Annotated in this window: 13 protein-coding genes; 7 read left to right on the top strand and 6 right to left on the bottom strand. The window is 68.8% G+C overall.

Going from position 1 to position 13259, the window contains the following annotated elements; all coding sequences use genetic code 11:
• Nucleotides 1–39: 39 nt before the first annotated feature.
• From AC1Q6V_RS00855 to AC1Q6V_RS00885, 7 genes are all read left to right on the top strand, one after another.
• A complete protein-coding gene (locus AC1Q6V_RS00855; protein WP_011614389.1) occupies nt 40–2067 on the top strand; it encodes an acetyl/propionyl/methylcrotonyl-CoA carboxylase subunit alpha in 2028 nt (675 codons plus the stop codon).
• A gap of 104 nt (nt 2068–2171) precedes the next feature.
• Nucleotides 2172–3113 (top strand): 2-hydroxyacid dehydrogenase, encoded by a 942-nt coding sequence (locus AC1Q6V_RS00860; protein WP_454750751.1) that lies wholly within the window; start codon nt 2172–2174, stop codon nt 3111–3113.
• Between the two features lie 37 nt (nt 3114–3150).
• Nucleotides 3151–4086: a hydroxymethylglutaryl-CoA lyase gene (locus AC1Q6V_RS00865; RefSeq protein ID WP_010813274.1), complete on the top strand. Its 936-nt coding sequence runs from the start codon at nt 3151–3153 to the stop codon at nt 4084–4086.
• A gap of 41 nt (nt 4087–4127) precedes the next feature.
• Complete coding sequence (locus AC1Q6V_RS00870) at nt 4128–4628, top strand: YbaK/EbsC family protein (RefSeq protein ID WP_010813275.1); 501 nt, start codon at nt 4128–4130, stop codon at nt 4626–4628.
• The gene (locus AC1Q6V_RS00875; RefSeq protein ID WP_010813276.1) at nt 4625–5053 is read left to right on the top strand and encodes a thioesterase family protein; all 429 of its coding nucleotides are present in this window, start codon (nt 4625–4627) and stop codon (nt 5051–5053) included. Before AC1Q6V_RS00870 ends, AC1Q6V_RS00875 begins: the two co-directional genes overlap by 4 nt.
• Before the next feature lie 10 nt (nt 5054–5063).
• On the top strand, nt 5064–5324 hold the full coding sequence (locus AC1Q6V_RS00880; protein ID WP_010813277.1) for a DUF1289 domain-containing protein: 261 nt from the start codon (nt 5064–5066) through the stop codon (nt 5322–5324).
• A complete protein-coding gene (locus tag AC1Q6V_RS00885; protein ID WP_052181600.1) occupies nt 5294–6250 on the top strand; it encodes an MBL fold metallo-hydrolase in 957 nt (318 codons plus the stop codon). Before AC1Q6V_RS00880 ends, AC1Q6V_RS00885 begins: the two co-directional genes overlap by 31 nt.
• Nucleotides 6251–6272: 22 nt before the next feature.
• Here AC1Q6V_RS00885 and AC1Q6V_RS00890 read toward each other — a convergent pair whose 3' ends face one another.
• The 6 genes from AC1Q6V_RS00890 to AC1Q6V_RS00915 form a co-directional block, all read right to left on the bottom strand.
• Complete coding sequence (locus AC1Q6V_RS00890) at nt 6273–8474, bottom strand: TonB-dependent receptor (protein WP_454750752.1); 2202 nt, start codon at nt 8472–8474, stop codon at nt 6273–6275.
• A 159-nt stretch (nt 8475–8633) separates the two neighbouring features.
• A complete protein-coding gene (locus AC1Q6V_RS00895) occupies nt 8634–9092 on the bottom strand; it encodes a hypothetical protein (protein ID WP_454750761.1) in 459 nt (152 codons plus the stop codon).
• Complete coding sequence (locus AC1Q6V_RS00900) at nt 9025–10293, bottom strand: GTP-binding protein (RefSeq protein ID WP_454750753.1); 1269 nt, start codon at nt 10291–10293, stop codon at nt 9025–9027. The genes AC1Q6V_RS00895 and AC1Q6V_RS00900 overlap by 68 nt, the downstream gene beginning before the upstream one ends.
• A 231-nt stretch (nt 10294–10524) precedes the next feature.
• Nucleotides 10525–10944 (bottom strand): RNA polymerase-binding protein DksA, encoded by a 420-nt coding sequence (gene dksA / locus AC1Q6V_RS00905; RefSeq protein WP_010813282.1) that lies wholly within the window; start codon nt 10942–10944, stop codon nt 10525–10527.
• Between the two features lie 610 nt (nt 10945–11554).
• Nucleotides 11555–12637 (bottom strand): CobW family GTP-binding protein, encoded by a 1083-nt coding sequence (locus AC1Q6V_RS00910; RefSeq protein WP_010813283.1) that lies wholly within the window; start codon nt 12635–12637, stop codon nt 11555–11557.
• Nucleotides 12638–12667: 30 nt separating this feature from the next.
• A complete protein-coding gene (locus tag AC1Q6V_RS00915) occupies nt 12668–13204 on the bottom strand; it encodes a Fur family transcriptional regulator (RefSeq protein ID WP_010813284.1) in 537 nt (178 codons plus the stop codon).
• Nucleotides 13205–13259: the final 55 nt, after the last annotated feature.

A 13259-nucleotide genomic window follows, 5' to 3' on the forward strand; every position in this document is an offset into this window, starting at 1 on the left:
CAGCTGGCTCGCCGTCCTGTCGAAAAACTAGGAGGAGCCATGTTCAGCAAGATCCTGATCGCCAACCGCGGTGAAATCGCCTGCCGCGTGGCCGCCACCTGCCGCCGGCTCGGCATCCGCACCGTCGCGGTGTACTCGGATGCCGACGCCGACGCGCGCCACGTCGCCTTCTGCGACGAGGCCGTGCATATCGGCGGCGCGGCCGCGCGCGACAGCTACCTGCGCGCGGACCACATCATCGAGATGGCGAAGGAGGCCGGCGCCCAGGCCATCCACCCGGGCTACGGCTTCCTGTCCGAGAACGAAGCCTTTGCCGAGGCCTGCGCCGCGGCGGGGCTGGTCTTCATCGGCCCGCCGGCGTCCGCCATCCACGCGATGGGCAGCAAGAGCGCGGCCAAGCAATTGATGGAGAAGGCCGCGGTGCCGCTGGTGCCCGGCTACCACGGCGAGGACCAGGGTCCGGCGCTGCTGCGCCGCGAGGCCGACCGCATCGGCTACCCGGTGCTGCTCAAGGCCAGCGCAGGCGGCGGCGGCAAGGGCATGCGCGTGGTCGAGTCGGGCGACGCCTTCGAGGCCGCGCTGGCCTCGGTCAAGCGCGAGGCCAGCGCCAGCTTTGGCGATGACAAGGTACTGGTGGAGAAGTACCTGACGCGCCCGCGCCATATCGAGATCCAGGTGTTTGCCGATACCCATGGCAACTGCGTCTACCTGTTCGAGCGCGACTGCTCGGTGCAGCGCCGCCACCAGAAGGTGCTGGAAGAAGCCCCCGCGCCAGGCATGACCGAGGCGCGTCGCCGCGCCATGGGCGAAGCGGCGGTGGCCGCGGCCAAGGCGGTCGGCTATGTCGGCGCCGGCACGGTGGAGTTCATCGCCAACCAGGACGGTTCGTTCTACTTCATGGAGATGAACACGCGCCTGCAGGTGGAGCACCCTGTTACCGAGATGATCACCGGGCAGGACCTGGTCGAATGGCAGCTGCGCGTCGCCGCCGGCGAAGCGCTGCCGCTCACGCAGGACCAGCTGCGCATCGACGGCCACGCCCTGGAAGCACGCATCTACGCCGAGAACCCCGACAAGCAGTTCCTGCCATCAACCGGCACGCTGCGCTTCCTGCGCACGCCGCCGGCGGTGCAGTTCATGCGCGGTGAGGATGTGCACGGCCCGGCCGGCATCCGCATCGACGCCGGCGTGCGCGAAGGCGACACCATCAGCCCGTTCTACGACCCGATGATCGCCAAGCTGATCGTCTGGGGCAAGGACCGTGACGAGGCGCTGGCGCGCATGCGCCAGGCGCTGGCGTCGTATCACGTGGTGGGGTTGTCGACCAACGTGGCCTTCCTGCAGCGGCTGGTGTCGTCCCAGGCGTTCCGCACGGCGGACCTCGACACCGGCCTGATCGAGCGCAACGAGAAGGTCTTGTTCCCGCCGCCGGCGCCGGTCGGCCTGGAAGTCATCGCGCTGGCGGTGGCGGCGCTGTTCGACCGCGAGGCCCGCGAGCGTCGCATCGACGCCGCCGACCAGCATTCGCCGTGGACCCATGGCGGCGCGTGGCGGCTGAACGGCGGCGTGTCGCGCACGCTGCGCTTCGGCTATGGCGAGCAGGTGCTGGAGGTGACGCTGAGCACCAATGAGCGCGGTAGCACGCTGATCTATGCGGACCAGGCGGCGCCCTTTGCCTGCACCTGCCAGGCCGACGATATCCGCATCAACCTCGGCACCCGGCGCGCGCACGGGCAGGTGCATGCGGATGGCGAGACCTTCCACGTCTTCTATGCCGGACGGCATGTGAGCCTGGCCTGGCTCGATCCGTTGGCCCATGCCGGCGAGACCGAAAGCGAAGGCGGCAAGCTCACTGCGCCGATGCCCGGGAAGGTCATTGCCGTGATGGTCGAGGCTGGCAGCACCGTCACGCGCGGCACGCCGTTGCTGGTGATGGAGGCCATGAAGATGGAGCACACCATCAGCGCACCGGTGGACGGGGTGGTGAGTGAGGTGCTTTACCGGGTCGGGGAGCAGGTTGTGGAGGGGGCGCAGCTTCTGGCGTTCGAGGGGAAGTCGGGGGCTTGATGCCGACAGGGGCAGGGGCGCGGTCACCGTTGCCCCAACCAACCCCACGTCCGTTCCTCTGCCAAAATACGTCTTTAACCCCACCAGATTCCCCTGGAGACAAAATGAAGTTGCAGTTGTACGTCCCCGATGGCCGCTACGACGCCTGGATCGCAGGATTCGCCGAGGCACTGCCCGAAGCGCAATGCGTGACGTGGGAGGACAGCCGTGGCGAACCGGCCGACTACGCCGTGGTCTGGCGCCCGCCGGTGGAGATGCTGCGTGGCCGTACCGAGCTGAAGGCGGTGTTCAACCTGGGCGCCGGCGTCGACGGCATCCTGCGCCTGCGCGATGAAGCCCCTGACGCCTTGCCCGCGGGCGTGCCGATCGTGCGGCTCGACGATGCCGGCATGGCCGCGCAGATGGCCGAGTACGTCACCCACGCCGTGCTGCGCTATTTCCGCAAGATGGACGCCTACGAGGCCCAGCAGCGCGCCGGCAACTGGAAGTTCCTCAAGCCGCATCGCCGCGCGGACTTCACCATCGGCGTGATGGGGGTGGGCACGCTCGGCACGCATATCGCCCGCACGCTGGCGAGCTTCGGCTTCCCGGTGCGTGGCTGGAGCCGCACCGCGCGCGCCATCGAAGGCGTGAGCGGCTTCTATGGCGATGCCGGGCAGGCGCCGTTCCTCGATGGCCTGCGCGTACTGGTCAATGTGCTGCCGCTGACACCGCAGACCGAGAACATCCTCAACGCCGCGCTGTTCGCGCGGCTGGCACAGGGCGCGTATGTGATCAACGTCGCGCGCGGGCAGCACCTGGTCGAGGAAGACCTGCTCGCCGCGGTGCAGTCGGGGCAGGTTGCGGGTGCCACGCTCGACGTGTTCCGCACCGAGCCGCTGCCTGCCGAACACCCGTTCTGGCAGGAGCCGCGCATCACCGTCACGCCGCATATCTCGGCGCTCACGCTGCGCGAAGACAGCATCGCGCAGATCGCCGGCAAGATCCGCGCGCTGCGCGCGGGCCAGCCGATCGCGGGCGTGGTCGACGTGCAGCGCGGCTACTGAGCGCCCGACCAATACCAATCAAAGACAGGAGACTGCCATGACCATGCCGAACTACGTGAAGATCGTTGAAGTCGGCCCGCGCGACGGCTTGCAGAACGAGAAGGCGATGGTGCCGACCGAGGTCAAGGTCGCGCTGATCAACCAGCTGACCGATGCCGGCTTCGTCAATATCGAGGCCGCGTCGTTCGTGTCGCCCAAGTGGGTGCCGCAGATGGCCGACGGTGCCGACGTGATGGCGCGCATCCAGCGCCGGCCCGGCACACTGTTTTCGGCGCTGACGCCGAACATGAAGGGGTTTGAAGGCGCGATCGAGGCCGGTGCCGACGAGGTCGTGATCTTCGGCGCCGCCAGCGAGGCGTTCTCGCAGAAGAACATCAACTGCTCGATCGCCGAGTCGATCGCGCGCTTTGCGCCGGTGGCCGCCGCAGCCAAGGAGAAGGGCGTGCGCCTGCGCGGCAGCATCTCGTGCGCGCTGGGCTGCCCGTACCAGGGCGAAGTACCGGTGCACGCGGTGGTCGACGTGGTGCGGCGCATGCGCGAACTGGGCTGCGACGAGATCGACATTGCCGACACCATCGGCGTGGGCACTCCCGTGCGCGTGCAGGAAGTGATGCGCGCCGCGGCGGCGGAGTTTGCGCTGGACCGCCTGTCGGGCCATTTCCACGATACCTACGGGCAGGCGCTGTCCAATATCCTGGCCAGCCTGGAAGTGGGTATCTCGATCTTCCATGCGTCGGTGGCGGGGCTGGGCGGCTGCCCGTACGCAAAGGGCGCGACCGGCAACGTGGCGACCGAGGACGTGCTGTACATGCTGCACGGCATGGGCATCCACACCGGCATCGACCTGGAAGCGGTGGTGCGCACCGGCGACTATATCTCGCAGGCAATTGGCCGCGCCAACAGCTCGCGCGTGGGCCGTGCCTTGCTGACCAAGTGGGCCGCCGCCAGCGATGCGGCGCCTGCCTGCGCGTAAGTGCGGATCAGGCGCGGGCCACGGAACAAGGAGAAGTACGCATGACGGTGAATGACGAAGCGCTGCCCGAGTCCGCGCAGCGCGTGGCGGACCTGCTGGCCGGGCTTGGCCATGACCGGCCCGTGGTGATGCTGCCGGCCACCGGCAAGACCTCGGCCGAGGCCGCGGCGGGGCTGGGCTGCAGCGTGGCCGAGATCGCCAAGTCCATCATCTTCCGGCGCGTGGCCGACGATGCGCCGGTGCTGGTGATTGCCAGCGGCAGCAACCGCGTCGACGAGGCCAAGGTGGCCGCGCGCGTAGGCGCGCTGGGCAAGGCCGACGCGCGCTTCGTGCGCGAGAAGACCGGCTACGCCATCGGCGGCGTCTGCCCGATCGGACATGCGGTGGCGCCGGTGATGCTGCTGGACCAGGACCTGTTCCGCTATGACAGCTTGTGGGCCGCGGCGGGGCATCCCCATGCGGTATTCAACCTGACGCCCCACCAGTTGCAGCAGATGACGGGCGCTGAAGTGGCCGACGTCGCGGCAGGCTCAGTGGCATGAGTCCCGACCTGCGCCCCGGCCTGACCTTCAGCTGGCAATACACGGTGCCGCCCAAGGCCACCGTGCCGCGCCTGTACGACGATATCCCGGGCTGCCCCGAGATGCCCGACGTGCTGGCCACCGGCTATATGGTCGGCATCATGGAGTGTGCCTGCCTGCAGATGCTGCGCGAACACCTGGACTGGCCGCGCGAGCAGTCGCTCGGCACGCTGGTCAGCTTCTCGCACCTGGCGCCGACGCCGCCCGGCATGACGGTGACGGTCAAGGGCGAACTGGTGGCGGTGGACGGGCGCCGCCTGCGCTTCCAGCTGAGCGCCTGGGACGGCGAGGACAAGATCTCCGAGGGCGTGCATGAGCGCCACCTGATCGACGCCGGCCGCTTCAATGAGAAGGTCGCCGCCAAGGCCGCGCGCGCGGCGGGCTGAGCGCTGTCCGATGGCCACCATGCCCACGCCCGTCCCCTCCGCGGCTGAACTGGCGGCGCAAGCCGACCTCGCGCTGCGCGCGTCGCCTGTGCCTTCGCCATGCCGCAACATTTGCCACATGGACCCGTTCAGCGGCTACTGCGCAGGTTGCCTGCGCACGATCGACGAAATCGCCGGCTGGTCCTCGGCCAGCGACGAAGACAAGCGCCACGTGTGGGCGCAACTGCCGCAGCGCGCAGCATGGCTGGCAGGCGAGGAGGCATCCCCTTGAGCGCAAGCCCGGTTCCGCAGTTGCCGCCATCCATGCGCGTGTTCGAGCGCGGCTGGCTGTCGGCTAACAATATCCTGTTCGTGGACGGCGACGATACGGTGCTGGTCGATACCGGCTACGTCACCCACGCGCCGCAGACGGTGGCGCTGGTGGCGGCCGCCTTGCAGGGCCGGCCGCTCGCACGCGTGATCAATACCCATCTGCACTCCGACCACTGCGGCGGCAATGCCGCGCTGCAGGCGCGCTGGCAGCCGCGCACCGCTATCCCCGCGGCCGAGGCCGCTGCCGTTGCCGCGTGGGATACAGAAGCGCTCAGCTACAACGCCACCGGCCAGCAGTGCGACCGCTTCACCTTCGACAGCGTGCTGAGCGACGGCGACACGCTGCGCCTGGCCGGCATCGACTGGCAAGTCGTGGCCGCTCCCGGCCATGACCCGCACGCGGTGATGCTGTTCGCACCGGCCGGGCGCATCCTGGTTTCCGGCGATGCGCTGTGGGAGAACGGTTTCGGCGTGATCTTCCCCGAGCTGGATGGCGAGAGCGGCTTCGCCGAGCAGGCGGCGGTGCTGGAGCGCATCGCCCAGCTCGACGCGCGGCTGGTGATCCCGGGCCATGGCCGGATGTTTACCGATGTGGCGGCGGCGGTCGAACGCGCCCAGGGGCGCCTGGCCTACCTGAGCGCCGACCCGGCGCGCAATGCCAGCCATGCGGTCAAGGTGCTGGTGAAGTTCAAGCTGCTGGAGCAGCAGCGCATGGCCCAGGACGCGCTGGTGGCATGGATGGAGGCCGCGCCGCTGATGGTGCGCATCCGCCAGCGCTTCATGCCGGGGCTGGAGATGGCCGAGGTCTGCGCGCAGACGGTGCGCGCGCTGGCGGGAGTGAAGGCGCTGGCGGTGGAGGGGGAGTGGGTGGTGAATCGGGATTGATTCACCACGCCTGCCTGCATCCTCAGAACGACGTCCTGAACCCCACCTTCACACTGCGCCCGGCCAGCGGTGCGATATCACGCAGGATCGAAGCCGAGTTGCGCGCATCCTGGTTGGTCAGGTTGTCGCCGCGCAGGTACACCAGCGTCTGCGTGCCCGACACCTTGAACTTGTAGGTCAGCGCCAGGCTCAGCAGCGTATAGGCATCGGTCGGCGTGTCGTTGGTCGGCACGCGGGTCTGCTTTGCGGCGTAGGTCACGTCGACGCGCGCGCCCCACGGGCCCGCGCCATACACCAGTGCACCGCCCAGGCGCAGCGGTGCCAGGCGCGGCAGCGGTTCGCCGGTATCGCGGTTCTCGCCGCGCACGTAGTCGGCGCGGGCCTCGAAGTCCAGCGTGTCGCTGGTGGTCAGCATTTTCTGCAGCAAGCGCGTCTTGCCTTCCACCTCGAAGCCGTACAGCGTGGCCGGCACACCCAGGTACTGGAACTCCGGCAGCGCGTCCGGGCTGCCGGCGGCGACCACATCGCCCGCCTCGTCACGCGTGCGGCCGGTGGCGTTCAGCGCGAGGTAGTTGGCGAAGCGGCTGTAGTAGCCCGACACGGCGGCGCTGTGCGCGCCGGACTTGAAGCGCACGCCCAGGTCGATAGAGGTGGCCCGTTCCTTGTTGGCATTGGGATCGCCCAGCTCCCACGCGCCGGTGGCCACGTGGGGGCCGTTGGCATACAGCTCGTAGAAGGTCGGCGCGCGCTCGGTGTACGACAGGTTGCTGGTCAGCGACCACAGCGGGTTGACCTTGTAGAGCAGGCCGGCCGACGCGCTGGTGGCGTTGAAGCTGCGGCTGGCATCGGTAAAGCGGTCGTTGCCGTTGGCGCTGGCCTTGATGCTGCTGTGGTCCAGGCGCCCGCCCAGGTTCAGCTTGAGGTCGCCGGAAGCGGTCAGCGGCAGTTCCTCGAACACGAACAGCGCCGCGTTATCCGTATTGGTGCTCGGCACGAATGCCTCTTCGCCCAACGCGGAGAAGTCGGTATGGCCGAACTGTGTGCCGATCACGCCCGTCATGTTGCCGATCTTCGCGTGCCTGGCCTCCAGGCGCGCATCCCAGCCGCGGTTCTTGAAGATCGTGCCGGTCTCGCCGCCCTCGATCTCCTTGTGTTCGTAGTCGGTGTAGCCGAACTTGCCCTTGACCGATTCGAGCCAGCCGGCGGTGTTGCCGGCCAGGTTGCGTGCCTCGCCTTCCAGCGCAAAGCGGTCCTGCCGCATTTTCAGCCGCACGTCGTCCTCGGCGGGCGTGCCGTACTCATTGCGGTAGGCGCTGTAGTTGGCGCCGACGAAGCCATCGGCCCAGGTGTAGGAGCCGCCCATCGCGCCGCCTTCCTGCTGCGCGCTGGTGTTGGGCAGGCGGCCATAGGCTTCGGTCTCGCCTTCCGGCAGAGGATCGGCGCTGCGCAGGCGGTCGCTGCGGGCGTAGCCGGGGATGCGCAGGTCGCTGGTCTTGCGCGCAAAGGCGTCGGCGTGGACGGCGAACTTGCCGTTGCCGGCCTCGATCAGCGCGCTGGCGTTGCGCGCCTGGTCGCCGCCCGCGGTGGCGCTGGCATCGACCGCGCCGCCGATGCCTTCGATCGGCTCCTTCGGAATCCGGTTGTCGATCACGTTGACCACGCCGCCGATGGCGTTGCCGCCGTACATCAGCGCTGCCGGGCCGCGCACGACCTCGATGCGCTCGGCCACGAGCGGGTCCACCGGCACTGCGTGGTCGTAGGACAGCGTGGAGGCGTCGACGGTGGTGCCGCCGTTCTGCAGCACCTTGATGCGGTCGCCGTCCAGGCCGCGGATCACCGGCCGGCTGGCATTGGGGCCGAAGTAGCTGGACGAGACCCCGGGCAGCTTGTCGAGCGTGTCGCCCAGCGTGCTGCCCTGGCGCACGGCCAGGGCGTCGCCGCCGAGCGTCGATACCGGTGCCACCATGTCGTTGAGGTCGCTGCCGAGCGGATTGGCGGTGACCACGACTTCGCGCAGCATGGCGCCGGCTGGCGCGGTGGCGGTGGCGGTGGCCGTGGCCGTGGCCGTGGCGGGTGCGCTGTCGGCGGCAGGTGCCGTGGCCTGTGCCAGCGCGGCGGGCGCGACGAAGGCGGTGGCCATGGTGGCGGTGAGGGACGCGGCAAGGGCCGCCAGCGGGGTCAGGCGCGGTGCGCTGGTTGGTGCGGTGTAACGATTCTTCGACATGGCGCGCGGAGTGAGGCAATGGCAATCGGCCCGGCTGGCACGGCAGCTGCCCGGCACTGCGCCGGCCGCCCGCGATGGGCGTGGCCGCGCAGCCGGAATAGGCAGGCGTTCAGCTCGGAATTGGTCAGGCCGGGTGCGCGGCGAGGGCCGCTTCCCGGATCAGGCGAGGGCGATGGCAGGCGCCGGCGGCGCGCGCGATTGGAAGGGGTGGGTGGCGGGCAGGTCGGGCCAGCGCCAGGCCAGGTTGGCCGGCTTGACCGGTTTGCCAAAGGCAAGCTGCGGCAGCGGCAGCTTGCCGCACAGGGTGTCGGCAACCGTGGCGCCATCGAACAGCACGCACGAGTGGCCGCTGAATTTCTGCGCCAGCGGGTGCGGCTCGGGGTCGTTGGCCGAGGCGGCGTCGGCCGTTGTCACGGAGGCCGACGGCGCAAGCAGGCCGCCATGCACGATGCGGTGGGTCAGCCCGGCGTGCTGCGTCAGCAGCAGGCATAGCGTCAGCCACAGCACGGACCAGAGGCCCGGGCCATGCGCGCGCAGGCGGGCGAACCAGTCAGTGCGCATGCGGATGGCCGGCGTGGTTGCCGTGGTGGTGGTCGGGATCGCCGCAGCCGCAATCATCGCCATGGTCATGATCGTGGTCGTCGTCAAAGTCGTCGACCCAGGCGGGGAAGGGATCCGCATAGCCCGCCCAGGCATCCGCGCCCGCGGCCATCTCGGCATCGGTCAGCAGGCAGGCGTCGAGCCGGGCCTGCAGCGCCGCATGGTCCAGGTCCAGGCCGGTCAGCACCAGTTCCTGGCGGCGGTCGCCGAAGGCTGCCGGGGCACCGTCGACCTGCATGTCGGCTTCGACTTCGGCGCGTTCGGCGCTGTCGGCCGGCCATTCGGCCGGATCCAGCGCGGCCCACCAGGCGCCGGCGCCGCCATGGCGGCAGACGCCGCCGGACTGGTTCCAGTCGCCCGCGGTGTCCATGCGGCTGGCCAGCCAGAACAGGCCCCTGGAACGCAGCACGCTGCCGTGCTCGCGCAGCCATTCGGTATGGATCAGGTCGGCGAAGCGCTGCGGGTGGAACGGGCGGCGGCGGCGGTAGACCAGCGTGGAGACGCCGCTGGCGTCGGCAGCCGGCAACTCGCCGCGCAGCGCGGCGAGCCAGCCCGGTGCGTCCGCGGCGGCTTCGAAGTCGAAGCGGCCGGTGCCTTGCACGCGCTCGGGCGCGACCTTGCCGAAGCTGGCTTCGACGATATCGGCACGCGGGTTCAGCGCCTGCAGCACGGCGTGCAGCCGCGCCAGTTCGGCCGCGCTGGCGAGGTCGGCCTTGTTCAGCACGATCACGTCGCTGCATTCGACCTGCGCAACCAGCACTTCAGCCACGGTCCGGTCATCGTCCGTGGCCGGCGCCAGCCCGCGGTCGGCCAGGAACTCGGCCTCGTTGAGGTCGCGCAGGAAGGTGGCGGCATCGATCACCGTCACCAGCGTGTCGGGTTGCACCGCCGCGTCGGGCCCGGCGCCATGCTTGGCCTCGAACAGGAAGCCCTCGGCAATCGCGAGCGGCTCGTCCAGGCCGTTGGCTTCGATCAGCAGCGAGTCAAAGCGGCGCTCGGCGGCAAGCCGGGCGGCTTCGCCGAGCAGGGCGTCGCCCACGGGCAGCAGCGTGGCCTCGCAACCGGGCGGCAGCGGCGCCAGCGCCTGCCCATGCTGCGGCCCGCAGACCAGCACGGCCAGGCGCCGGCCCGCGCTGTGCGCAAGCAGGTGGTTCAGCAGCGTGGTTTTGCCGGCGCCGGGGAAGCCGGACAGCACGGTGACGGGCAGGCGATCAGCCATGGCAGGAGAGATGGAAGTGACGAGGGACTACGCAGCCCAGGCGAGGGGCGCGTTGTTGCAACAAGGTTGCGAATTTACCAGAAAGGCCGGGGCGGCAACAGCCGGACGATTCTCAATGGTAGGCCGTGGCGACGGCACGACAAGGCGGACGCGGCCCGCCAAAGCAAACGGCCCGGGTAACCGGGCCGTCACGTTACGCCTGCCGCACCGTCCGTGCCGGCGCGCGGCGTATCAGTCGCCGAACAGCTTCTGGCGCAGTTCGCGGCGTTGCTGCGCTTCCAGCGACAGCGTGGCGGTGGGACGGGCCAGCAGGCGCGGCACGCCGATCGGCTCGCCGGTTTCCTCGCACCAGCCGTAGTCGCCGGACTCGATGCGCTGCAGCGACTGCTCCACCTTCTTCAGCAGCTTGCGTTCGCGGTCGCGCGTGCGCAGTTCCAGCGCATGCTCTTCCTCGATGGTGGCACGGTCGGCCGGATCCGGCACGATGACCGTTTCGCGCAGGTGTTCCGTGGTCTGGTCAGCGTTCTTCAGGATTTCGTCGCGCAGCTGCTCAAGACGGTGCTTGAAGAAGGCGAGCTGCGCTTCGTTCATGTAATCCTTGTCGCTCATCTTCAGGATTTCAGCTTCAGTCAGAAGTTTGTTGCTGCTCATGGTTGCTGCTGATTCTCTTGTTGATGCGGCCGGCGGCGTCCGGGTCCGCTCGGGTGCGCTGTCCGCGCGCTTGCGCGCCTCGGTTGTTTCACTCTGGCTGGCTGCAGTCTTGCTGCTTCGCGGGCCTCCCTTCGTTGCGCCCGCTTCGGCGTTCGCCGTACTGCCGCGGGGAGCGGGCGCTGCCTTCACAGGCTGCGCCTTGAGCGTCTCTGCCGCTGCAGTACCAGTCTTGCTGCGGCTTTCTTTCGTCTTCGTTGCGGCTGTCATGGGGACACCTCTCTCTCGCGTCAGTCAGTGACGGCGCGCGTCGGGGCACCCCAGGCGGAAAAAGGCGGTCTCCGCACGAAGCACTGCGACCGCACCTGCCGGCGGCCTGCCTCATGCTGACGACAACCGCCGCCCTGCAAGTCCACCAGATCCGATGGACCAAATGCCGGCAGCGGGAAAAAGGTGCGCCACCGGTATCAAATCCGGCCTATTGTACTTGAACAAATTTTTCCGAGATACGGGGAAAACCGGCTGGCGCTTCGGTATTTCCCCGGTACCCCGAACGGGGGGCGGCCGCGGAGCGGGGTTCGAGGGGGCGTCGCCGATGGGGCGACTGGTGCACTCAGGCCAGGCAGTTCTCCAGGCCCTTGAGGATGGCGTCGCGGGGCAGGTCCACGCCGATGAACACCATGCGCGTGCCCGGGGTCTCTTCCTCCCACTTGGCGCCGATGTCGCTGCCCATCAGCTGGTGGACCCCCTGGAACACCACTTTGCGGTCCACACCGTCCATATATAGTACGCCCTTGTAGCGCAGCAGTTTTTCCCCGTATACGGCCAGGATGCCGGACAGGAATTCCTCCAGCTTGCCGTAGTGGAAGGGCTTGTCGCTGCGGAAGACGAACGACGCAATGCGGTCGGTATGGTGGTGGTGGTGGTGGTCGTGCGCGTGGCCATGGCCGTGCGCATGGTCGTGCCCGTGGTCATGGCCGCAGTCGTCGCCGCAATGCTCGCCATGCTCATGGTCATGATCGTGGTCATGGTCGTCGGCGCGCAGGAATTCCGGGTCGATCTCCAGCTTGGCGTTCAGGTTGAAGCCGCGCAGGTCGAAGATGGTGTCGATCGGCGCCTCGCCGAAGTTGACCAGACGGATCGGCGCGCGCGGGTTCATGTGCAGCAGGCGGTGGCGCAGCTCGGCCACGTCGGCTTCGGTCACCAGGTCGGACTTGGTGATGAAGATGGCGTCGGCAAAGCCAACCTGGCGCTGCGCCTCTTCCTGCTTGTCCAGCTGCAGGTGGGCATGCTTGGCGTCGACCAGCGTGATCACCGCGTCGAGCAGGTAGCGCGAGGCAATTTCCTCGTCCATGAAGAAGGTCTGCGCCACCGGGCCCGGGTTGGCCACGCCCGTGGTCTCGATCACCACGCGGTCGAAGTCGATCTCGCCGGCGTCGCGGCGCGTCAGCAGCGTCGACAGCGCCTGCACCAGATCGCCGCGGATGGTGCAGCAGATGCAGCCGTTGCTCATCTGCACGATCTGCTCGCGGCCGTCCTGCACCAGGATCTCGTTGTCGATGTTCTCTTCGCCGAACTCGTTCTCGATCACGGCGATCTTCATGCCGTGCTGCTCGTTCAGGATGCGCTTGAGCAGGGTGGTCTTGCCGCTGCCGAGAAAGCCGGTCAGGATCGTGACCGGGGTCAGTTTGGACATTGTTGTTCTCCGGGTATGAGAGATTGCCGTTCAGTGCGAAGCGCCGCCAGGCGAGGCGGGCGCACGCTTGCCGCACTCGGCGCAGACGCCGTTTACGGTCAGTTCGACATGTTCGATGGCAAAGCCGCTGGGCACGCGCGGCGCGGCCGGCGGAGCCGGCGCGCTGGCATCGTCCAGGCAGAAGGTGCGGTCGCAGCGGGTGCAGTGGAAATGGCTGTGCTGGCGGTGCTCCTGCGCGCGCGCGGCCTCGTGTTCAACCAGGCTGAAGCGGAACACGCGGTCGTTGCCGGCACGCTTCTGCGCCACGCCCTGTTCCACCAGCCAGTCCAGCACGCGGTAGACGGTGACGCGGTCTATGGTCTCGCCCGGTTCGGGCAGGCGGTCGATCACGGCCTGGTGCGTCAGCGCCTCTTCGCTGCCGATCAGGCAGGCCAGGATGCACAGCCGCGGCTGGGTCACGCGCGCGCCCAGCTGGCGCAGGCGCTCGTGGGCGGCTTCCAGGGACTCAGGGGTGGGGATCGCCGGTTCCGGCACAGCGGCCGGCCGGTCCGGACTGGGACGGGTCATGGGCGGATTTAACCATAGGCCCCCGGTTGATGCAATTCAGTTGCGTCAGTGGGCC

The organism is Cupriavidus sp. GW823-FHT07B10 (assembly GCF_058794355.1).

Excerpts from the sequence above, each read along its gene's own strand:
- AC1Q6V_RS00855 (WP_011614389.1), top strand. The coding sequence starts at position 40 with ATGTTCAGCAAGATCCTGATCGCCAACCGCGGTGAAATCGCCTGCCGC.
- AC1Q6V_RS00860 (WP_454750751.1), top strand. The coding sequence starts at position 2,172 with ATGAAGTTGCAGTTGTACGTCCCCGATGGCCGCTACGACGCCTGGATC.
- AC1Q6V_RS00865 (WP_010813274.1), top strand. The coding sequence starts at position 3,151 with ATGACCATGCCGAACTACGTGAAGATCGTTGAAGTCGGCCCGCGCGAC.
- AC1Q6V_RS00870 (WP_010813275.1), top strand. The coding sequence starts at position 4,128 with ATGACGGTGAATGACGAAGCGCTGCCCGAGTCCGCGCAGCGCGTGGCG.
- AC1Q6V_RS00875 (WP_010813276.1), top strand. The coding sequence starts at position 4,625 with ATGAGTCCCGACCTGCGCCCCGGCCTGACCTTCAGCTGGCAATACACG.
- AC1Q6V_RS00880 (WP_010813277.1), top strand. The coding sequence starts at position 5,064 with ATGGCCACCATGCCCACGCCCGTCCCCTCCGCGGCTGAACTGGCGGCG.
- AC1Q6V_RS00885 (WP_052181600.1), top strand. The coding sequence starts at position 5,294 with ATGGCTGGCAGGCGAGGAGGCATCCCCTTGAGCGCAAGCCCGGTTCCG.
- AC1Q6V_RS00890 (WP_454750752.1), bottom strand. The coding sequence starts at position 8,474 with ATGTCGAAGAATCGTTACACCGCACCAACCAGCGCACCGCGCCTGACC.
- AC1Q6V_RS00895 (WP_454750761.1), bottom strand. The coding sequence starts at position 9,092 with ATGATTGCGGCTGCGGCGATCCCGACCACCACCACGGCAACCACGCCG.
- AC1Q6V_RS00900 (WP_454750753.1), bottom strand. The coding sequence starts at position 10,293 with ATGGCTGATCGCCTGCCCGTCACCGTGCTGTCCGGCTTCCCCGGCGCC.
- dksA (WP_010813282.1), bottom strand. The coding sequence starts at position 10,944 with ATGAGCAGCAACAAACTTCTGACTGAAGCTGAAATCCTGAAGATGAGC.
- AC1Q6V_RS00910 (WP_010813283.1), bottom strand. The coding sequence starts at position 12,637 with ATGTCCAAACTGACCCCGGTCACGATCCTGACCGGCTTTCTCGGCAGC.
- AC1Q6V_RS00915 (WP_010813284.1), bottom strand. The coding sequence starts at position 13,204 with ATGACCCGTCCCAGTCCGGACCGGCCGGCCGCTGTGCCGGAACCGGCG.